Below are 19712 nucleotides of genomic sequence, written 5' to 3'. Positions count from 1 at the left end.
ACTTGCTAAATATTGTAAAATAGACCCAGGGGTTATGGATATACTATCTACAGGGGGATAGTGGTTGTCGAAACAATGATTGCGCAGAGTAGATAAAAACAAGGAGGCTAAAAGTTATGAAACCATTTCTAAATGTGTGTATATATTTTAGTGCTCTTTTGCTGATAAGTTATTATTTTGTAGATGTTAGTTTGATAAAGGGTACACAGATGGCAACTCTAATTACAATTCTATATATTATAATCCTTTTCATAGAGAGGTACTACAAAAGAGGACAGGAACTTTAAATTCAACTAAATGCTCTAAATACTGCGTTCTGCTTTTTCGCTTCACTAACGGCCAAGATAGCTTACTAGACTCAATAGAATACCTTAATCGGATTTTAAATTTAGGAGGAGTATGGTAAATGGAGTTTATATTTATCCGGCATGGTCATGGAGAACATCTCAACAATTATCCAGATCGTTTGAATACTCTGCATCCTAGTCTTACAGAGTATGGCAAATTCCAAGTAGCTCAGCTGCGAGATCATATTAAAATTGAACCTGAAGATTTAATTCTTGTAAGTCCTACTAAACGTACAATTGAGACGGCAACGATTTTAACACAGGGTATGGACTTCATAATATCTCCACTTGTTGGTCCAAGAATGTTTCCTCAGAACCCTGAATTTCCTGATTTGATATGTGATCGGATTCTATCTAAAACAGAGATTTTAGATCTCTATGGAGATACTGAAGTTCTTGATTTTAATCTAGATTGCTGGAGAGAAGGAGTGAATAGGATAGAACAAGATGTTTTTGAAGGATATGCTGAGCAGTTAGTAGAGTGGACCCGGAAAAGCGGTAAAAAAACATTCATTATTTCACATGATGGTACGATTACGAATTATCGGATATTGCTTGGAGAAAAAGGATTGACCAGAAATGATTTTCTCGGTGAGGCAGGGGTATACCAAATGAAAATCCTATGATTGCACCTCTATTGATGACGTTTAATAGTCTTTTTGAAACGAAACTAGTAGTAGATATTAAAAGATGAGCGACTGTGAAGTATCATAAATTGGGAAAAGAGAGCGTGATAATATTTATGACGATATATACGCTGAATTCAGCAATGGAGTATGCTTCAAAGAATGATATAGAAACATGGGTTCATCTTTTTTTGAATGGGGAAGGCGGTAATGTTGGGTTATCAAAAGGACTGAAATTACAAAAGAGATATTGGCTTGGACCCGTAGAAATGGAAACAAGATTTCTCAAGAGAATTGTTGGACCTGAATTAGATATGGAGTATGTCGAAGATGAGAAATGGTGGAACCATAATATCAATCAGATATGTAAACGGTTAGAAGAAGGCTGGGATATGCCTCCATTAATCGCGGAGAACAGGAATGGATACATAAGTATAAGAGACGGGAATCACCGCCTGGGTGCACTGCAAAAGTTGAAGAAAGATAAATGTCATATCCTAATCTGGGATGATCAGGGGGTAAGCAACATAGTAAAAGCTTTAGAAGAGATTGTTAAAGATTAAACAGTTCTATTAGAAATTTCTTTGAAGTCGCTATTTTAGCGAATTTTATGTTTTAACGTTCCAAGTCGAGGTCAGAAGTCGATTATTTTCGTTTCTTGGGCTTGGTCAAATGATAACTTTCACGAACCATATCATAAATTACAGATTTTGATAATTCGCCTTCTAGATAAACCGTGTTCCAGTGTTCTTTATTCATATGATATCCAGGTTTTACATCTGTAAATGTATCTCGCAACGTGCCCGCATGATTAGGATTACATTTTAAATTGATACATAAATGATCATTGAGATGGAAAATCAGAGCATAAATCTTTCCATTCCCCTTATGGCGAATTGCTGTCCAGCCGTCACCAAATGGATGATCTTCATACGAGTCTGGATACGACAAACAGTGTTCTACAATGTCCTTCATATTCATATACATCACCTCATGTTTATTTTACTTTTAAATCCATTATTATTAAAATGAATCGAAAATATATATAACCAAAATAATATCATATATTTTCACCATCAAAATTTAGTGCTAAACGAATTTGCTCAAAAAAATGAGTACGGAAGACGAGTCTAATTAATCGGGTTTAACACGATAAATAAATAGGAAAGTCTGTAACGTTGAATTTATAATGTAACTCCTTCCAATACCTCAACGTTGTTTATAATGAGCTATTGTTTTATAACTAACCGGGTAGAGTAAAAAAGGAGGGGAAACAAAAATGGAATTTAAATTCGGGGATGCTTCTATACTTCTACCTCCTTTACACATTACGATCATCGCAGCAATTATTCTTTTCCTATTAGTCAGATGGAGCAAGCAATTAGAAACGAGACGATTTACGGTTTTCTTTTACTTTTTCATTAGCACTTCCATTACTCCCATTTATTCTAGAGGTACAAGGGAAAGTGTGTTTGAGCTATGGATTCCATTAGGATTTTTGGTGGTATTATTTTATTTGTTTCGCAGCGAAAGAAATCATCCTTCTAAAATGAAGGCGAGTTTCTTAGGACTTTCCATTGCAATCTATCAGTTAATTCTTCAATACAATGGATAGATGGATGAAATCCAAAATTTAATGAGGCATAAAAAAAGAGAGCAACAGTTTTCATGAGTAGAGTCAGCATAACCATATTAATAGTAGTCTGAGTTAAAAATTTCCTTTTAATGAAGAGCCATAAAGGTTGCCAAACAAGATATTTCTCCTTTTTCAATCCATCGATTTTCATAAAATAACCGTAACAATTCAATTGAGATACTATAGTTAATCAAAATAAATCCAAAGAAGACTCCAAAGCCACTGTAGAAGTGGAGCTGGAGTCTTCTTTGGGCTGTCTTAAGTCATGCGTGCTTCAAGCCGCCGTGCCACGATGGACAGCGTGTAATTGATGACGAAGTATAGTACGGCTGCGAGCAGCAGGGCAGGAATGACGTAATCAAAGCTCTGACCACCGAGGATCTGCACGTTGTGCATCAGCTCCGGCAGGGAGATGATAATCGCCAGTGAAGTATCCTTCAACAAGGAGATAAACTGGCTCACCATTGGAGGCGACATGCGCCGTAGAGCTTGGGGCATAATGATCGCGATGAGTGTCTGCATATAGCTCAGTCCTGATGAACGAGCCGCTTCGACTTGACCACGTTCAACCGATTTAAGTCCGCTGCGGACAATCTCAGCAATCATCGCGCCTTCAAAAAGACTCAGCCCAACAACCGTGGACCAGAAAATGGGCATTTTAATCCCCAGTTGGGGCAGCACGATATGAATGAAGAAGATGATCAGCAGCAGCGGCAGATTCCGGATGATATCTACGAGAACTGCCACAATTTGTGACAGGACCGGAATACGGGTATATCGAACGGTGCCGAGCACGGTACCGAGTACAAAGCTGAATACAATGGATAGGCCTGCCACTTGCAGGGTGATCAGGAATCCTTGCAGCAAGAAACGAAGGTTGGGCCATGCGTAGGCCCCGCTAAAGTCCATAATCTTCGGCCTCCTTCTGTAAGCGGGAATAGGTTAAGGATGACGGTCTTTTTTACATGGGAACCTGACCTGCTTTATTGTTCTTTTTCGGTTTGACTTTATCACGGCTGGCATCAGCATCACTTTGCCCAAACCGGCGTTCCATATAGTGAACTAGGAAACTGAGGGGCACGGTGAGCACCAGGTAGAAAAGGGCAACAATGGTGTAGACACTCAGCGGCAGGAACGTATCTGAGTTGATCAGATCAGCAAAATACATCAGATCCATGCCTGCTACGACCGCTAGGATGGAGGAGTTTTTGACCAGATTAATAAACTGGTTGCCAATAGACGGCAATACAATCTTGATCGCTTGCGGCAAAACAATCAGATTCATAGCCTGTACATAAGACAGCCCGGAAGATCTCGCGGCCTCAAGCTGTCCGCGAGGAATCGTCTGAATACCCGCCCGGATTGCTTCCGCAATAAAAGCTGCCGTATAGATGGTCAGACCAAGTGTACCGGAGATGAATCCATCGAGTGAAATACCGAGGGTCGGTAACCCAAGATAGAAGAAAAACACGACGAGCAGCAAAGGGATGTTACGGATAAATTCCACAAAAGCCGTTCCGATCCAGTTAAGCGGTTTGACGGGGGATATCCGAAAGATAGCAATGATGGCGCCAAGAATAAAGCTGCCAATCAAGGCCATGATGCTCACCTGGATGGTATTCAGAAACCCTTCCAGGAATCGATCCGAGTGTTTAATTAATACACTGAAGTCCAATTTGCCCATGTTAGCGAAGCCTCCGTTCTAGAGAGGTGGAAACGGTGACTAACATCCTGTCCATGCATGCAATTATGCAGGCGAAGTCACCGTTTTAACCATCAGTAATCGGGGTTACTCGGGCTTTGTGCCGAGCCATTTCTCATGCAATGTATCATACTCTCCGCTGTCCTTCAGGTTTTTAAGCAGGCTGTTCACTTCTTTGACAAAGGCAGTATCGCCTTTACGAATTGCTATGCCATAAGGTTCACTCGTGAAATTGCCGCCAACCAGCTTGTAGTTGTTATCCGTCTGCTGCATACCGATCAGGATGATGTTATCTGTTGTTAGAGCTTCGCCTTTACCTGCTTTGAGAGCAGTGAAGGCATCCTGATAATTGTCGTATTCGAGCACTTCAGCACTTGGGGCTTTTTCGCGAATGTTTTGCGCAGAAGTTGAACCTTTGACAGCAAGTACCTTCACACCGCTGAGACTCTCAAGGCCCGTAATCGTGCTGTCATTTTTCACAAGCAAGGACTGGCCTGCTTCAAAATAAACATCGCTAAAATCTACTTGTTCCTTGCGTTCATCTGTAATCGTCATCGTAGCGATGATGAGATCAATGTCCCCATTTTGCAGCATGGGAATTCGCGTTTTGGACGTTACTTCCTTCAATTCCACCTTCGTTTCGTCTCCAAGAATCTGTTTGGCAAGTGCTTTGGCAATATCAATATCAAATCCTTCGACTTCACCGCTTGCAGGATCTTTCAAACCGAATAATTTGGTATCGTATTTAACGCCGGCAATAAGCTTGCCTCTCTCTTTAATTTGTTCAATTGTGCCTTTGGCTTCGGTACTTCCATCAGAGCCACCGCTCGTGCTGCAACCGGACAATACAAGGGATAGGATTAAAATAAACATAAATAACGGCCACTTCAATACATTTTTCATTTGGTAAAAACCCCTTTCAAAATGGATTATGATCAGTGGTGAATCAGACGACTCAGGAATTGCCTGGCCCGTTCTTCTCTTGGGTTGTCGAAAAATTCAGCAGCAGAGGCTTCTTCTACAATTCGGCCTTCATCCATAAAGATAACTCGGTCTGCGACCTCGCGAGCAAACCCCATCTCATGGGTTACAACGACCATCGTCATCCCGTTGTGGGCAAGAGATCGCATAACATCTAGAACTTCCCCGATCATCTCGGGGTCCAGCGCAGAGGTGGGCTCATCAAAAAGCATGATTTTCGGCTCCATGGCGAGACCTCTTGCTATGGCTACACGCTGTTGTTGTCCGCCGGACAACTGGGAGGGGTAGCTGTCTGCCTTATCGGCAATGCCTACCCGGGTCAGGTATTTCATCGCTGTAGAAGCTGCCTGTTCTTTGGATTGTTTGCGCACCTTCAGGGGTGCAAGGGTAATGTTATCGATGACTTTTTTGTGAGGATAGAGATTGAAGTGTTGAAATACCATGCCGATGTCACGGCGGAAGAGGTTGATGTCCACCTTTTTCTGATGCAAAGGGACACCATTGACGACAAGTTCACCTTCGGTAATTGTCTCTAAACGATTGATGCAGCGAAGCAATGTGCTTTTTCCAGAACCGGAAGGGCCGATAATGACAACGACCTCTCCTTCTTCAATCTGAAGATGAATATCCTTGAGGACATGAAAATGACCATAATGCTTTTGTACACCCCTGAATTCAATCATGGAATCCCATCCTTTCTGCTGCGTCTGTTTGAAAAGGAATCGTAAGGAGTAAATTGGAAGTTATTTCATCATACATACTCATCCTGCTAAACGCAATTAATTTGTCATGAAACATAACATAGATAACTGCAATTAATGAGTTTTGTAGATCTTAAGTCAGTGATAACGTAAAAAAATGGTGATGCAACTAAAATTGTTGTTAGGAAATCTGCCGATAGCAAAACTATTCTACTGTTTCTTTACAGAAATTGAAGTACATATAGAGAGTATACGGGAAGGGATGCTTACTTTATGACTCTGATCATAAAAACAAACAACAACAAAATATGAATTGTACATGGTAAAAAAAACTCAATCCTATGCTATAACGTATTGGTATCATGAGCGAGAATTCGCTATTCAGTAGGTATTGCTATCTTTTTAGACAGTCCTATCTATTGATAGCTAGAAAGGTTATTTTTAACGAGAAATATATCGATATGACATCCCACTTGATCGTGAGAAGGTACTGTATCCATTATGAAGAATTATGAAGTGAGTTTACCTGCCATATCTAACCGAGATGAGATAATCAAATTACAGGCTAATGGAGCAAGCAGGGCAATAAGCCGTCAAGGATGAATTGGAATTGAGTGGTAACGGGGAAAACCCTGAAAAATGAAGAAATGCTTATGCTGCTTACGGATGTCATTCGGGGCAATCGCTGCTGTTATTATATCCGTAAATAAACATACAAAATCCCGATCAGATGCGTGTGCATCCGGACCGGGATTTAGGGTTTATATGAAATATTCTAGCTTGATTGTAATTTGGGTACGATTTTGATTGATTAAAAGTTAAAGTTGTCCGGATCGGAACCAAAGCGCTTATTCTCGTTGAGTTGATTAATACGCTCCATTTCTTCCGTGGTCAGCTCAAAATCAAACAGGTCCGCGTTTTCGCGAATACGCTGGGGTGTAACGGATTTAGGTATGGTCACTATACCATTTTGTAGATCCCAACGCAGAATAACCTGTGCTGGCGACTTGCTGTACTTGGCAGCGATGTCCTGAAGAAGCGGATGTTCTAGCAAATGTCCCTGACCTAGTGGTGACCAGGCTTCAATCTGGATCTGGTGTTTGCTGCAATACTCCCGAAGCTCCGTTTGGGTTAGTAATGGATGCAGTTCTACCTGATTAACCGCAGGTTTAATCGTGCTGTCTGTCATCAGGTCCTCCAGATGGTGGATCTGGAAGTTACTCACCCCAATGGCGCGAATGCGTCCTTCCTTATGGAGTTTTTCCAGTGCTCTCCATGTATCCTTGTACTTGCCTTTGACAGGCCAGTGAATCAGATAAAGATCTAGATATTCGAGGCCCAGTCGTTCCATGCTTGCTTCAAAAGCTGCCAGCGTGGATTCGTAACCTTGGTCCCCGTTCCACACTTTGGTAGTAATGAACAGATCCTCGCGGGCGATTCCGGATTCACGAATACCTTGAGCTACACCTGTTTCGTTGTTATACGCTTTCGCTGTATCGATACTGCGATAACCTGCCTGAATGGCCGTTTTGACGGCTTCAACAACTTCTTCTCCATCCTTAACCTTAAATACACCCAAACCCAGCCAAGGCATTTTAACTCCATTATAAAGTGTTGTTGTGTCCTGCACATGTTTCATGGTCCGAAATTCCTCCTCTGATTTGATTTATTATTCATTATGTATGTACTCTGCTGAACGTCAGCCAGTGGGAATAATGGCCGCCTGTACATGATTATACTAGAATCCAATTGGTAATAGATAAAAAGTTGCTAAGATTCGCTCCTTTGGATATGATAATCTAATCCTTAATATAGGTTTAAACGATGATAAAGGAAAGTGAGTAAACGAAATGATTGCAAAAACAGAAGAAGACTTTCAAGGATTAAAAGAAATTGGCAGAATTGTAGCTTCCATTCGAGATGAATTGGTAAAAAGAACAGTTCCCGGCGTGACAACAAAAGAACTTGACGATATAGCGGGAGAGCTTTTTGAGAAAGAAGGCGCAGTTTCAGCTCCAAAAAGTGAATATGATTTCCCAGGCTATACTTGCATTAGTGTCAATAAAGAGGTGGCACATGGAATCCCAGGAGATCGGGTTATTCGTGAAGGGGATATCGTAAATGTAGATGTATCTGGCTCAAAGAACGGTTATTTCGCAGATACAGGCATCTCATTTGTAGTTGGCGAAGGGGATGAAGTGCTGACTAAAATATGTGAGGTTGCCAAAAGAGCATTTGAAGCAGGTCTGAAAAAAGCAAAACCTGGCTCCAAAAAAAGCGGAATCGGAAAAGCTGTATTCCTAACCGCAAAACAGCATGACTTAACGGTCGTCAAAAACCTTACAGGACATGGGGTAGGGCGTGCGATCCATGAAGCACCTGACCATATTTATAATTACAACGATACAACGGACGATGAGCTATTAAAGGAAGGGATGGTTATCGCATTTGAACCATTTATCTCAACCTTAGAAGAAGAAGTATACCAAAAAGATGATGGATGGACCTTTGCTACAGAAAGAAGCTATGTAGCTCAAATTGAACATACGATTATCCTTACTAAAAACGGACCTATTATTGTCACGCTTTAGTTTCAAGAGACCGATTTCCAACCCGGAAGTCGGCTCTTTTTTGTTGTCTCTGCCTGACAGGCATATAACTATTTTTCAGTGAAAGTCATTTCATCGTTCCTTGACAATCTATAGCTAATCCTTTAAATTATATGCATGTGCATGTATATAACGGGAACAGTTAGATACCTTTATCTATCCTATCTTTTACATATCAATGCTAATGATTACTATTCAATTGGAGGTTAATGAAATGTCTTATACAGAATCTGTGCAACCCTTATTTCGTCCATATACGCTAGGAAAGCTTACACTAGCAAATCGGATCGTGATGGCACCAATGACGCGAAATTTTTCTCCTAATGGGATCCCTGGGCCAGACGTAGCTGCATATTACCGCCGCAGAGCAGAGAATAACGTGGGTCTAATTGTGACAGAAGGTACGATTGTGGATCATGCGGATTCATCTTATCAAGAAAATGTTCCTTTCATTTATGGTGAGGAAGCATTAGAAGGCTGGGCAAACGTCGTTTCGGAAGTACATGAAGCAGGCGGGAAAATCGTTCCTCAAATCTGGCATATGGGCGCTAGAAAAAACGTTAATGATTATTCTGAATCTGAAGTGGTTGAGATCGTGAATGCTTTTGCTGAGGCAGCTTCTAATGCAAAACGCATCGGGTTTGACGGCATCGAAATCCATGGGGCACATGGCTATTTGGTTGATCAGTTCTTCTGGGAGAAAACAAACGAACGTACTGATCGCTATGGCGGCAGCCTAGTTGCGCGCACACGTTTTGCTGAGGAAGTTGTGAAAGCTTGCCGTGATGCAGTAGGCCCTGATTTTACGATTATACTGCGTATTTCGCAGTGGAAGGAATCGGACTTCACCGCTAAACTAGCTAAGACGCCTGATGAGTTAAAACAATTCCTCACACCGCTGGTTGAAGCAGGAGTGGATATCTTCCATTGCTCTACTCGCCGATTCTGGGAACCTGAATTCGAAGGATCCGATTTGAACCTTGCAGGTTGGGTTAAACAAATTACAGGAAAACAGGCGATTACTGTTGGCTCCATTGGCTTAGATGGAGATTTTATTTCACTATTCAAAGAAGGCAAAGGTGCTAGTAACGTAGGGATCGAAAGTCTAGTTCAAAAATTAGAAAATGATGAATTTGATCTCGTTGCAATCGGTAGAGCCTTGTTAGTAGATCCTGAGTGGGCGACTAAAATTCGAGAAGGACGACTGGATGATTTAGTTCCTTTCACTGCTGAAGCACTTAAGACATTGTCCTGAAAATAAATTATCTCAATAAAAAAAGGCTGGAAATTCTCCAGTCTTTTTTTGTTAATTTATAGTAAATTGGTACTATAACGGACAGAGAGCCTAACAAGTAGATCGAACTTTCACCTGAGAGCAAAACGTTTACACCATAATTCTTACCTGAATTTCTGTTAAAAATTCTTCTCTATTCATTGTATCTCTATTATCAATTTCATATATTTCAAAAGGGTCACCTGATATCGGGTACCCTTTTTCTTTTGCAAAATTTAAAACATCCATTATTCTATCTGAGCTCTGACGATAATCTCCACGGTAGTACAGCGAGAGGTATTCGCCGGCAGGAAGAACAAAATCATATTCTGGTTCATCAGACTCAAGAATAAAAAAGACAGCGTTAAATACATCTTTCTCACCCTTATATAGATCTTCAATCGATACAGAGGCTCCAAAGAGTTGATTACCGAAATCACGAATTTTGCTTTCATGCTTTTTGTGCAGCTTTTTAATAGCAAAATCCATTTCTTCATCCCGCGTAATACGGGTATTCAGATGTAGACAATGTCGTTCGGGAAATGACTTGATCGTGAATTCACCAGTTGTCATTTGCATCGCTGTAGTTAGTACATGTATTCTTTCCTGAATCATCCTTTGTTTCGTCTGAAGGCTGCGTAACTGTTCCCTAACTAGATCTTTTTCTTTATGTAGTATATGGAGAGTGTTTTCGATACTTTGATGGTCCAAATAATCTTTTATTTGTTGCATAGTAAAATCCAATTGGCGAAGATCCCGGATCATATTTAACTTATAAATGTCCTTAAGGCCATAAAGTCTATATCCGTTCGTGTCACGACGAGGGACCAACACACCTATCTTTTCATAATATCGTAAAGAATCGGCACCAATTCCGTATAATTTTGATATCTCGTTGATCTTATAATACTCTTTCAATTCATTTCTACCTCTCTACATTTCTCGCTCATAAAATCTTGACCTTCGTATTATACCAGGGTGTAGTGTGATTTATGCAAGTTTGATATATCATAATACACCATGTAGCTGGAGTGAAATGTTTTGACACAACAAGAGAAATTCGATCAAGTATTTGACCTAATGAAAGTATCTTTTCCTGAGAGTGAGTATCGCAATTATAAAAATCAAAGAAAATTACTGTCCGATCCGCGTTATTACCTTCTTACAGAAGAGAATAACCAAGGCGAAGTTATTGCATTTCTTGCAGGATGGGAGTTTGCAGATTTTAGATACGTAGAAAATATTGCTGTTTCTCCATCGATTCGGGGAGGAGGAATAGGGAAGCAATTAATGAACCGATTTATGCGGCAGTCTACTTTGCCAATCGTCTTGGAAGTCGAGGATCCTAAGGATGACTTACAAAGAAGAAGAGTTCGATTCTATGAACGTCTTGGATTTTGTTTAGGTGAGTATAAATATGTTCAACCGCCCCTGCGGGAAGGAATACCCGGATTACCTTTGCGCATTATGAGCTATCCAGAGAAATTAACAGCATCCAAGTTTGAACAGGTGAAAGATGTGCTTTACAGAGAGGTATATAACGTACACCAAGTAAGTAACTCAAGTAAGTAACAAACTTTTATAACAACAATCTCATCTTCTAACTCGCAACTGAAAATGATTTTTAATATGAGTTATATAAGAAACTTTATTAAAGTAACGACCATACTTAGGAAAGAATGGTATATTTGATGTTGAGAACACAGATGATTGGATGGGAACCCGTTGATAAATGAACAAGGACTGTTTGATGATGTAGGAAAATGGCAGAGAAAGATTCTAAACGGCTATTGGATTGTGGTCTTGATTTCCTTCGTAGCTGAGATTGTTGCCCTTATTATTAAGATGAAACTTGAACCCGAAAGAGTGCAACATTACTTAATTTATAAAATGATGATTCCTACCAGCGTGCAAGTCACTCTTGTCACAGTGAATGAACTAATAGAGAGGTACTATAGGAAATCTTTCCCCTTACTTACCATCTTAACGGGTACCCTGATTGGTGCTGTTCTGATTTACGGCAATATGAGGGTGATCGGCATACAATATGTCATGATGATTCCCATGTTAGTCGCAGCCTTTCACTTTACTAAAAAATACTTAACCTTCGCTTTTTTGATGGTGATCGCTGAGCTCGCAATTTTGTATATCATGTTTCCATTAATTTGGACTCATATGACCATATTTGAACGGTTCGCCCTGTTCTATATACTGACTGGGGAATATTTAATCCTGATCCAACTACTCCACAGAGGGAATGACTTACTGGAAAGACTGGTTAGGACTTCACGCTCGGAACGTGACTTACTGATTAATAACACCATTATGGAACGATTAAGTAAAACGGACGCATTGACAGATCTATATAACCACAGGACCTTTCAAGAGTATCTGGATCATTTGATTGAACATTGCGACACGAACAAGATCCCCCTTCAAATGGCGGTGATCGATATTGATAATTTTAAATCTATCAATGATACTTACGGGCATGCGGTCGGAGATATCATTCTGAAAAGAGTAGCCGGCATTCTGCAGCAATCGCTAACTTCGGACGAGATCATCGCCCGCTATGGGGGAGAAGAATTCGCCATTATCTTTCCTGAGAAAACGTTAGATCAAGCCTTCGAGATCTGTGAACGTGCCCGGGAATCGATCTACCTGCTCAATCATCTCGAAATGGAAAATCGCCGGGTCACAGTCAGCATTGGACTCTCTGGATACGTTCATGGTATGGACAAATCACAATTTTTCAGAGAAGTGGATTCCTTGCTCTATACAGCTAAAAAAGAAGGCAAAAATAGAACAGTCTATCCGCATGACATAGAACAGTCCGTTCCCTTTAGCGGTCACAGAGGTTTTTAATGTTAGGTGTACTACATAAATATATGAAACAAGGTAAGAAGCATTCAAAGGACTATAACTCGGATGCTTCTTTTGTTATTCAATATGATATATAAAATTCAGTTTATAAAAATCAATATAGTCAGTTTCTTTCGTCTTACTGTAATTCTAATAGGAATTTTAGTTCAATAACTCAAGTAGCTGCTGGATAAAGGATCAGCTGCTTTTTTCATTAAGCTAAGCGGCATGTTAGCTTAACTAGATATTTATACGTAGCTAACAAGGAGATGATTTTTTATGCGTTCAAAAATTAAGAGGACTTAATTTAATGAAAATGATACCAAATAAAATTTTAATTAACCCATCAATTATAAAAAAAACGTCTAGAGATATGTTATTGATGATCAATCCTATAAAAGCATTGATCATCAAAGTGAACGAGAGAAAGATCATTAATTTTCCGTGTACTGGAATGAAAGGTAAAAAGTGAATTGCTACACCTAACATAACTAAAAGCCAACAAGTTCTATAATCATCGACAAATAATTGACAAAAAACAAAGACTAAAATAGCTAATAAAATTATTGAAAAGTTAGCCCATTTCTTTTGTACTCGTGTTCCAGAACCAACTGATAACTTCTCTCTTGTTTTGGAGTTTAATTGCCAAACCATACCTAATACGTAAACAATAATAAAAGGATAAATATTTGGATAACCATTATATCTTATTAAAAGCAAAAACATTGCTAAGCCAGCAATTATTAGCCAAATACCATTTATCTTTTGCCTAGGATATTTGTAGGTTTGTGCTTCCATAAACCATCCTCCGATTATGAAATATTGTATTGCAATAAAAAGGACTCTTTTTTTGTCTAAGTAGACTTTAGATAATTTACGATTTTTTGTTCTCTTCAATTAACTAATTCTTAGTACTGTTTAAAAATATAGCGGATTTTTTTCTTTTTTATCTAGTTAATCCTCGCATTTTCTTCACTGTCCATTTGATTACCAAGAAGAGTTTCTTTGAAATTAATGACGAGATTAAATCTAATCCGATTTTTTTATGTGGCAAGCAAAAAAAGCTTAGTAGAGCTTTTCAATCATTTACACAGCAATATGAAAATAGGTGATGACTTAGAACTGTATTGGTGTTGGACGCATGAACAGAAGAGGTACTGGATGCTCCTAACAAAGACTTGATCTCGTGATTGATCTAGCTACATTTCGATTGGGAAATCAGATCGAGTGGAAAGAATGTCAGTATATATGAAGTGAATCAAGAAACAGTTAACTGTTAACATAAAGAATAAACGAGAGTTAAACACATAGCAATCAGATTGCCAGTTGGACACTACTCCTTTTTATTATGCAATCCGGCAGGATAGCTTCAAAAGGTCTTTGTAACTTTTCCCTATAATAAACGTTATAATTAGAACTAAGGTGATTGGGAAGGGTCAGCGTAAACGGAGGAAGTATGAAGAAATCAAAGTGGATTAAAGTGATTTTAGCATTATCGCTTATTGGGAATGTTGCCTTATATAAAAATCAAGAACGTGATAACAGAAAACTAGAATTAAGATATGAGTTATTGAATGCAGCCATTTACCGAGATTTAAGTCAACTTGAAGCACTATACAGCATCAACTAGATAATAACTGGAATAATGAAACACTTATTACTCAAAAACTAGATGATGCCATCGATTCAATTATATTACACATAGGAATGGAAAAAGATGATGATAAGCAAGGATATCCTTTGGGAATTACACGATTACTTGAATGAATTCAAGGTTGGTGATGGAACTTTAGATGTTAGTTTAAACGATAAGCAACGTGCCGATTACATCCATTTAGGAGAGAAGCTGCGTTCTAACGGGTGGTCGTTTAATGTAGGATATGATACAAACTGGGATATATTTGCCTCTAAAGTAAAGGAGTTCGTAACGGAGTCATAGAAGTCATAAATCTGCAAGTGGTTGCGGATTACTAGTACGGAAAGATCAAAATTGACAAATGTTTTTAAAAGTAACTTATTTAAACTAACGAAAAAACGATAGCTAAATACACAAAAGGAGCCGTTGTCCAATTGGCAGCTGCTCCTTTTGTGTTGGGTTAGTCCCATGTATATATTGCTCAGCGACCTTAAAAGCATTTACGCTTAAGTAAGGTTGGTTCCGTGCATTTAGTTAGCTCAATGTGGAGCCCCAGTCATAAGGATCCCTATGGTCTGTATAAATTCCTTTGACTACACGATAGGCAAGCTTGGGTTTGCGATATTCATTGACCAGTCCTTTGTTGTTGAAGGAACGAGCCCGGTCTCTAAAATGGGGGAGATGACTCTGAAGCTGAGCTCTTGTATCCGCAAATTGCCATACATAGGTTCCGCTAATTTTCGGATCAGATCGGAATAGTTTCAGCGATTTGCCGAGCAGGTCAGCTTGATAGTCCTCGCTGAATAGGCGGGGTTCCCAGCCGGAATCCCCATATACACCTGCGCCGCCAAATTCGGTCATAAGCACCGGGGTGTTCTCAGCTCCATATTCCTTACAACGCTCATGAAAGACTTCGAGCATGTCTTTGAATTCAGCATGTCCGAAATACCAGCCGCCATAGTAATTGATCCCAATAACGTCGAAGAGTCCAAGACAGATGTCTGTCATAGGATGCATAGTGGCATAAGTCACGAGTCTTGACTGATCCTTACTTTTAACGAGTTCTGTCATTTTAATAGACAGCTCAAAAGCTTGCTCGGAGCGTGTATCGATTTCATTATGGACAGACCAGAATAGAATAGAGGGATGGTGAAGATCCCGATCAATCATCTCACCCATCATGGTCATCGCTCGTTCGACGAAGAGGGGATCGTCAGTTTCTTTCGCTGGAAATGCGGCACCCCATATCGGAATTTCGCTCCAGAAAATGATGCCTTGTTCATCTAGCAGATCAATCCAGTATTCACTCTGAGGATAATGCGAACCACGTACAGTGTTACATCCCATCTGCAGGATAATATCAAGTTCCTTGGTCATCAATTTGTTGGGGAAAGAAAAGCCCCAATCGGGGTGCTCCTCATGGCGGTTAACACCCTGTAAGTACAGCTCCTTGCCGTTTAGAAGAATCTTCTTATTGCGGGTCTCTACGCTTCGAAACCCAATTCGATCTGTCTTGTCGTCTTTGCCGACAACGGCTCTAATCATATAGAGGACAGGATCTTCCGTTTCCCACCGTTTCAAATCAATCCAGTTTTGTTCCACAACGAGTTCTATGTTACCTTTAGCAGGGAGGTAAGCGCTGTCAGAATAGCATATCTCATGGTTTCGATAGATGGTTACAGGCACTTCTGCAGGTGTATCCGATAAAGATTGAAGCTTTAGCCGGATTTGAACATCAGCGCTGGAGGCGCCCGTCAGATCATAGGTGATGCTCATCCCATCTATCCAGACATCAGGCAAATGCTGAAGCTCTACTGGGCGTATAATTCCACCGTAATGAAACCAGTCCACAATATGGTAGGGCAAAGTATTATGCTCCAGTGTACTATCTGTGCGGACAATGAGCTCGTGAACTCCTGCAGTGACATTAGGTATTACAAAATCAAAAGGAGTAAATCCACCATAATGGTATCCCAAATGTTGTCCATTCCAGTACACGTCCGCATGACCCATTACCGCGTGGAACAATAAACGCAGATGGCTGCTATCCTCAATTGTGATCCACGTTCGATACCACGCTACTCCTTCGTAGTCATATTTGCCAAGCTCATTATTCCAACAGGCGGGTACGGGTACTCGATCATGGTTGGAAGGGAAGTTTGTATGCCACTCTTCAGATAATCCAATATTATCCTTGTCAAAAACGAAATCCCATAATCCGTCAAGCAATTGACTTTCTCTTAGTCGGTGCTGCTGAAATGTGCGAATCATATTCATCATCTCCAATAAGTAATCAGTATGTAGTTCATCATCATTAACTGATGGTCTCTATGTTCGGAGTTTAGCACTGGCAGCAAGAAAGCGACAATGGCAAAAACAATACTATTCATTTATCATAAATGATACTTATTAGGTTAGGAGGTAATACCATGGAATATGCTTTGGGGAATTTGGTGGTACATATACACTGGGTCATCGCGAAGCCTGCACTGCCAGGCTGGGAAGATATTCGTCAGACAGTAACCGGGCATACGTTTTACTATATATACAGTGGTAAGGGGGTGTTTCGTTGTGAAAATAAAGATGTTGAGGTAGAGCGTGGCACAATAGTATACCTATGGCCGGGGCTTTCTCTTTATATGAAATCTTCTGAAGCATATCCTCTTCGGATGACGATGCTGCTCTTCGATTGTGCTTCTTTAAGAAGAATTGAAAACAAATGGAGTACTCCAGAACCTATCGAGCGGATGCGAATGCCATTTCTACTACAGTTGAAGAGTGAGCATATGGGAAAGATCGGAGAACTGTTTCGGGAAGCGGAAAGGGAGTGGGTTCCTGGCGATTATGTGCGAGAAGCGAGAGTAAAGTCGGTCTGGTATCGCTTGGTGCAAGAGTTACATGAAGCGGCTGAAGCAGGGGGAAGGCAGAGCGGTGAGGAAGAAATTACGGCGGTTCTTCGCAGTTTCAAAGAGAAACTGGATACCGAATTCGCCGCCGAGCTGCGCATTACTGAATTGGCGGAGCAGACAGGTTTCTCGCCTGTTTATATACGTAGAACCTTTGCAGCTCGCTATGGTCAAAGTCCTAAGGAGTACCTAGATCAACTTCGTAACGAACATGCCATACGCAGGCTGCGATTTACCGGGGAATCCATCACGGAAATAGCGAGTGCATGTGGTTATTCAGACGTCTACCAGTTCAGCAAAACATTTAAGAAGCGGAGCGGTTTCTCTCCTTCAGAATATCGCAGATTGAGGAGAGATTAATCCATACACGCATTCAAGAAAAGACCTTATTCAAATACAACCATTTCTCCTACATTTATAAGCGTCCGATCAAATAACACAAAATTAGGTGCTTTGAACATAGTCTAAGATAAATCCAACTTCTTTTGAAAAAAGAAGGGGGGCCATTGGCATTGGCTAGCAGATCCTGATAAAAATAACTTATGATATTAGGATAATATTCCATAAAAATCGGTTTTTTGGGGAATATAAGCAAAGAGCCTCGGGAAAAGGAACATCAACTTTCCTACTATTCAATTAACTCTTCAGGAACCCCCACAGTGACGACTTCAAAAGTCTCGTAGTTTATAAGGAGAAACACTTCTGTATCCGTATCTTCTGTCAAATGTCCATAAAGCCCCACGTCCGTCCCGAGATCGGGGGGATTAAACTTATGGCGCGTAAATTCTACGTTGAGATCGTATTTATCTTTAAAGTACATTTTTCCTGCTTCCATAGCTCTGTTAACAACTTGAGCATCTTCGCGTGAATCAGACATGAAGCTACATCCTCCCAAGATTAGAACAAAACAACCAAATATAAATATGAACAGAGATTTACTTTTTACTATAGTGCCCACCCCTTATATCTGCGTAATATGGTTTTATTACTGTATTATAATTTTCAGAGTAAATATAGGGGATATTTTTTTGAAAGCTTACATTTCAGATGAGACATACATGAAGTTTTCTAAGCTTTTATATCAAGACATTCTATTGAATTTACCGTGACTTATTATTACACATATACATAATAGGTCTTCATCCGGAATCCATTAAGCTAACGGGTCAGAAGGATTTTTATAAATACAGTAGAGAATAATTCTTATTGCTATTATGTACCTCTAACTATTTATAACGAAGGATAGGTTAGTAATTATTCTTATTTTTAATAAAGGGTGAGCTTAATTGAAAGCAGTCATTCGAAAGATTGGTTACATAAATTACATTTCAATCGGATTCCTTCTATTGTACATATTAGTCTCATAACCCCAAAAAATGAATGCAAATAACCTTGATAAACGTACAAAAAAGAGTGCGTTTTGAAAAAAGATGGATTAAAACATACTCTTTTTGTTTTCATTTTCAAATGATTCACCCTTTAATAAAAAGTTAGATCATTTCCTATCCATGTTGCTCATCAATCGTGCCCCTTAGCTTAATAAGAAAAGACCTTATTCAAATACAACCATTTCTCCTACATCTATAAAACCAAATCGTTTATAGATGTTTTTCCCATCATCTGAAGCCTGCAATACAACTGGTTTTTGTTTATCCTTTGTCTGTTTTAAAAGAAATTGAAACATTTCGCTGCCATAACCTTTGCCTCTAAATGTTTCTTTTGTCATCACATCATAAATGCCATAACTATCTTTGCTTTCTATTAATAATCCAGTAGATACGGTTATTTCATCTTTGCATCCAATAAACATTTGAACTTCTGCACCTAATTTGGCTTGTGAAAACTTACTAAAATAACTTTCTAACGCATCTTTTTCTGGTGAACCTGTAAACAGGCTTATAAATACCTCTTTATATTTCATAAAATCAACCTTACTTTTCACAGGGGTAATAATAAGCTGATGAGCATCATTTTGACCAACATTAAGGGTATTTTCAAGTTTCATCATTGCATTACGTTCTGCTTCGTTAAGGTTATATTCTTGCATCAGTTCTTTCCAATCATTATTTAAAGACTGTGCATCAACCCAAGTACTAAAGGGATAGCCTTTAATAGAAAAATTATCGATTTCATATCTAATCTTATCTGCATTTTTGATATTAGGAGATTTTGGCAAAATGATATTGAATGTATCAGTGGGAACTTCTGTATTTGATATGACGAAATCTTCTTCACTTGTAATTTTCCCACTAACTGCATGAGTAAATACTTTTAATTTTTCTTCAAAATTGTTTATAACTAATTGTTGATCTGTATTCATGTTTTTGCACCTTCCAATTAATTTAGCGCTCTCTTTTTAGTATAACGTCAATTAAATTCTAAATAAACTGAGTTCATAGTTTTTATATTTCCTAGAATTTTAAGAAAACTAGC

Annotated in this window: 21 protein-coding genes; 10 read left to right on the top strand and 11 right to left on the bottom strand. The window is 39.4% G+C overall.

The genetic code is table 11. The features are described 5' to 3' along the window. Positions 1–406: 406 nt before the first annotated feature. A complete protein-coding gene (locus QPK24_RS12185) occupies positions 407–973 on the top strand; it encodes a histidine phosphatase family protein (protein WP_285741361.1) in 567 nt (188 codons plus the stop codon). A 116-nt stretch (positions 974–1089) separates the two neighbouring features. Beyond that, positions 1090–1536 carry a hypothetical protein gene (locus QPK24_RS12180; RefSeq protein WP_285741359.1) on the top strand — a complete coding sequence of 149 codons (447 nt, stop codon included), beginning with the start codon at positions 1090–1092 and terminating at the stop codon, positions 1534–1536. 82 nt (positions 1537–1618) lie between these two features. Here QPK24_RS12180 and QPK24_RS12175 read toward each other — a convergent pair whose 3' ends face one another. Further along, positions 1619–1954 (bottom strand): MmcQ/YjbR family DNA-binding protein, encoded by a 336-nt coding sequence (locus QPK24_RS12175; RefSeq protein WP_285741357.1) that lies wholly within the window; start codon positions 1952–1954, stop codon positions 1619–1621. A gap of 298 nt (positions 1955–2252) precedes the next feature. Here QPK24_RS12175 and QPK24_RS12170 point away from each other — a divergent pair, with 298 nt between their 5' ends. Further along, a complete protein-coding gene (locus QPK24_RS12170; protein ID WP_285741355.1) occupies positions 2253–2588 on the top strand; it encodes a hypothetical protein in 336 nt (111 codons plus the stop codon). 279 nt (positions 2589–2867) lie between these two features. On the opposite strand, the gene QPK24_RS12165 is transcribed toward QPK24_RS12170, so the two are convergent. The 5 genes from QPK24_RS12165 to QPK24_RS12145 all read right to left on the bottom strand — a co-directional run bounded on the left by QPK24_RS12165 (position 2868) and on the right by QPK24_RS12145 (position 7632). Further along, positions 2868–3518: an amino acid ABC transporter permease gene (locus tag QPK24_RS12165; RefSeq protein WP_285741353.1), complete on the bottom strand. Its 651-nt coding sequence runs from the start codon at positions 3516–3518 to the stop codon at positions 2868–2870. Positions 3519–3570: 52 nt separating this feature from the next. Further along, positions 3571–4293: an amino acid ABC transporter permease gene (locus QPK24_RS12160; protein WP_285741350.1), complete on the bottom strand. Its 723-nt coding sequence runs from the start codon at positions 4291–4293 to the stop codon at positions 3571–3573. Positions 4294–4398: 105 nt separating this feature from the next. Continuing rightward, positions 4399–5214: an ABC transporter substrate-binding protein gene (locus tag QPK24_RS12155; RefSeq protein ID WP_285741348.1), complete on the bottom strand. Its 816-nt coding sequence runs from the start codon at positions 5212–5214 to the stop codon at positions 4399–4401. 32 nt (positions 5215–5246) lie between these two features. After that, complete coding sequence (locus QPK24_RS12150; RefSeq protein WP_285741346.1) at positions 5247–5975, bottom strand: amino acid ABC transporter ATP-binding protein; 729 nt, start codon at positions 5973–5975, stop codon at positions 5247–5249. Between the two features lie 829 nt (positions 5976–6804). Beyond that, positions 6805–7632, bottom strand: coding sequence for an aldo/keto reductase (locus QPK24_RS12145; protein WP_285741345.1), 828 nt, complete (start codon positions 7630–7632; stop codon positions 6805–6807). A gap of 211 nt (positions 7633–7843) precedes the next feature. On the opposite strand from QPK24_RS12145, the gene map reads away from it, so the two are divergent. Continuing rightward, a complete protein-coding gene (gene map / locus QPK24_RS12140) occupies positions 7844–8584 on the top strand; it encodes a type I methionyl aminopeptidase (RefSeq protein WP_285741344.1) in 741 nt (246 codons plus the stop codon). A 232-nt stretch (positions 8585–8816) separates the two neighbouring features. Then, positions 8817–9857, top strand: a complete 1041-nt coding sequence (locus tag QPK24_RS12135; protein ID WP_285741343.1) for an NADH:flavin oxidoreductase — start codon at positions 8817–8819, stop codon at positions 9855–9857. Positions 9858–9986: 129 nt separating this feature from the next. On the opposite strand, the gene QPK24_RS12130 is transcribed toward QPK24_RS12135, so the two are convergent. Then, the gene (locus QPK24_RS12130) at positions 9987–10793 is read right to left on the bottom strand and encodes a MerR family transcriptional regulator (RefSeq protein WP_285741342.1); all 807 of its coding nucleotides are present in this window, start codon (positions 10791–10793) and stop codon (positions 9987–9989) included. Positions 10794–10916: 123 nt separating this feature from the next. On the opposite strand from QPK24_RS12130, the gene QPK24_RS12125 reads away from it, so the two are divergent. Next, entirely contained in the window at positions 10917–11447 is a 531-nt protein-coding gene (locus QPK24_RS12125; protein ID WP_285741341.1) for a GNAT family N-acetyltransferase, read from the top strand. Positions 11448–11600: 153 nt separating this feature from the next. After that, positions 11601–12740: a GGDEF domain-containing protein gene (locus QPK24_RS12120; RefSeq protein WP_285741339.1), complete on the top strand. Its 1140-nt coding sequence runs from the start codon at positions 11601–11603 to the stop codon at positions 12738–12740. 282 nt (positions 12741–13022) lie between these two features. On the opposite strand, the gene QPK24_RS12115 is transcribed toward QPK24_RS12120, so the two are convergent. Beyond that, positions 13023–13535 (bottom strand): DUF6609 family protein, encoded by a 513-nt coding sequence (locus tag QPK24_RS12115; RefSeq protein ID WP_285741336.1) that lies wholly within the window; start codon positions 13533–13535, stop codon positions 13023–13025. A 658-nt stretch (positions 13536–14193) separates the two neighbouring features. Between QPK24_RS12115 and QPK24_RS12110 the strand changes: the two genes are divergently transcribed. Both QPK24_RS12110 and QPK24_RS12105 read left to right on the top strand, forming a co-directional pair. Next, complete coding sequence (locus QPK24_RS12110) at positions 14194–14367, top strand: hypothetical protein (protein WP_285741334.1); 174 nt, start codon at positions 14194–14196, stop codon at positions 14365–14367. A gap of 87 nt (positions 14368–14454) precedes the next feature. Then, positions 14455–14676, top strand: coding sequence for a hypothetical protein (locus QPK24_RS12105; protein WP_285741332.1), 222 nt, complete (start codon positions 14455–14457; stop codon positions 14674–14676). 231 nt (positions 14677–14907) lie between these two features. Here QPK24_RS12105 and QPK24_RS12100 read toward each other — a convergent pair whose 3' ends face one another. Further along, positions 14908–16644 carry a glycoside hydrolase family 2 protein gene (locus QPK24_RS12100; protein WP_285741330.1) on the bottom strand — a complete coding sequence of 579 codons (1737 nt, stop codon included), beginning with the start codon at positions 16642–16644 and terminating at the stop codon, positions 14908–14910. A 158-nt stretch (positions 16645–16802) separates the two neighbouring features. Here QPK24_RS12100 and QPK24_RS12095 point away from each other — a divergent pair, with 158 nt between their 5' ends. Beyond that, entirely contained in the window at positions 16803–17639 is an 837-nt protein-coding gene (locus tag QPK24_RS12095) for an AraC family transcriptional regulator (protein WP_285741328.1), read from the top strand. A gap of 268 nt (positions 17640–17907) precedes the next feature. Here QPK24_RS12095 and QPK24_RS12090 read toward each other — a convergent pair whose 3' ends face one another. Continuing rightward, positions 17908–18156, bottom strand: coding sequence for a hypothetical protein (locus QPK24_RS12090; RefSeq protein ID WP_285741326.1), 249 nt, complete (start codon positions 18154–18156; stop codon positions 17908–17910). 675 nt (positions 18157–18831) lie between these two features. Further along, positions 18832–19599 (bottom strand): GNAT family N-acetyltransferase, encoded by a 768-nt coding sequence (locus QPK24_RS12085; RefSeq protein ID WP_285741324.1) that lies wholly within the window; start codon positions 19597–19599, stop codon positions 18832–18834. Positions 19600–19712 lie beyond the last annotated feature (113 nt).

The organism is Paenibacillus polygoni, assembly GCF_030263935.1.
In the GTDB taxonomy this organism is placed as follows: domain Bacteria; phylum Bacillota; class Bacilli; order Paenibacillales; family Paenibacillaceae; genus Paenibacillus; species Paenibacillus polygoni.
This window is presented reverse-complemented; position numbering and strand designations above follow the sequence as displayed.

Excerpts from the sequence above, each read along its gene's own strand:
- QPK24_RS12180 (WP_285741359.1), top strand. The coding sequence starts at position 1,090 with ATGACGATATATACGCTGAATTCAGCAATGGAGTATGCTTCAAAGAAT.
- QPK24_RS12175 (WP_285741357.1), bottom strand. The coding sequence starts at position 1,954 with ATGAATATGAAGGACATTGTAGAACACTGTTTGTCGTATCCAGACTCG.
- QPK24_RS12105 (WP_285741332.1), top strand. The coding sequence starts at position 14,455 with ATGATGATAAGCAAGGATATCCTTTGGGAATTACACGATTACTTGAAT.
- QPK24_RS12090 (WP_285741326.1), bottom strand. The coding sequence starts at position 18,156 with ATGTCTGATTCACGCGAAGATGCTCAAGTTGTTAACAGAGCTATGGAA.
- QPK24_RS12170 (WP_285741355.1), top strand. The coding sequence starts at position 2,253 with ATGGAATTTAAATTCGGGGATGCTTCTATACTTCTACCTCCTTTACAC.
- QPK24_RS12100 (WP_285741330.1), bottom strand. The coding sequence starts at position 16,644 with ATGATTCGCACATTTCAGCAGCACCGACTAAGAGAAAGTCAATTGCTT.
- QPK24_RS12110 (WP_285741334.1), top strand. The coding sequence starts at position 14,194 with ATGAAGAAATCAAAGTGGATTAAAGTGATTTTAGCATTATCGCTTATT.
- QPK24_RS12145 (WP_285741345.1), bottom strand. The coding sequence starts at position 7,632 with ATGAAACATGTGCAGGACACAACAACACTTTATAATGGAGTTAAAATG.
- QPK24_RS12155 (WP_285741348.1), bottom strand. The coding sequence starts at position 5,214 with ATGAAAAATGTATTGAAGTGGCCGTTATTTATGTTTATTTTAATCCTA.
- QPK24_RS12085 (WP_285741324.1), bottom strand. The coding sequence starts at position 19,599 with ATGAATACAGATCAACAATTAGTTATAAACAATTTTGAAGAAAAATTA.
- QPK24_RS12115 (WP_285741336.1), bottom strand. The coding sequence starts at position 13,535 with ATGGAAGCACAAACCTACAAATATCCTAGGCAAAAGATAAATGGTATT.
- map (WP_285741344.1), top strand. The coding sequence starts at position 7,844 with ATGATTGCAAAAACAGAAGAAGACTTTCAAGGATTAAAAGAAATTGGC.
- QPK24_RS12135 (WP_285741343.1), top strand. The coding sequence starts at position 8,817 with ATGTCTTATACAGAATCTGTGCAACCCTTATTTCGTCCATATACGCTA.
- QPK24_RS12095 (WP_285741328.1), top strand. The coding sequence starts at position 16,803 with ATGGAATATGCTTTGGGGAATTTGGTGGTACATATACACTGGGTCATC.
- QPK24_RS12165 (WP_285741353.1), bottom strand. The coding sequence starts at position 3,518 with ATGGACTTTAGCGGGGCCTACGCATGGCCCAACCTTCGTTTCTTGCTG.
- QPK24_RS12160 (WP_285741350.1), bottom strand. The coding sequence starts at position 4,293 with ATGGGCAAATTGGACTTCAGTGTATTAATTAAACACTCGGATCGATTC.
- QPK24_RS12185 (WP_285741361.1), top strand. The coding sequence starts at position 407 with ATGGAGTTTATATTTATCCGGCATGGTCATGGAGAACATCTCAACAAT.
- QPK24_RS12150 (WP_285741346.1), bottom strand. The coding sequence starts at position 5,975 with ATGATTGAATTCAGGGGTGTACAAAAGCATTATGGTCATTTTCATGTC.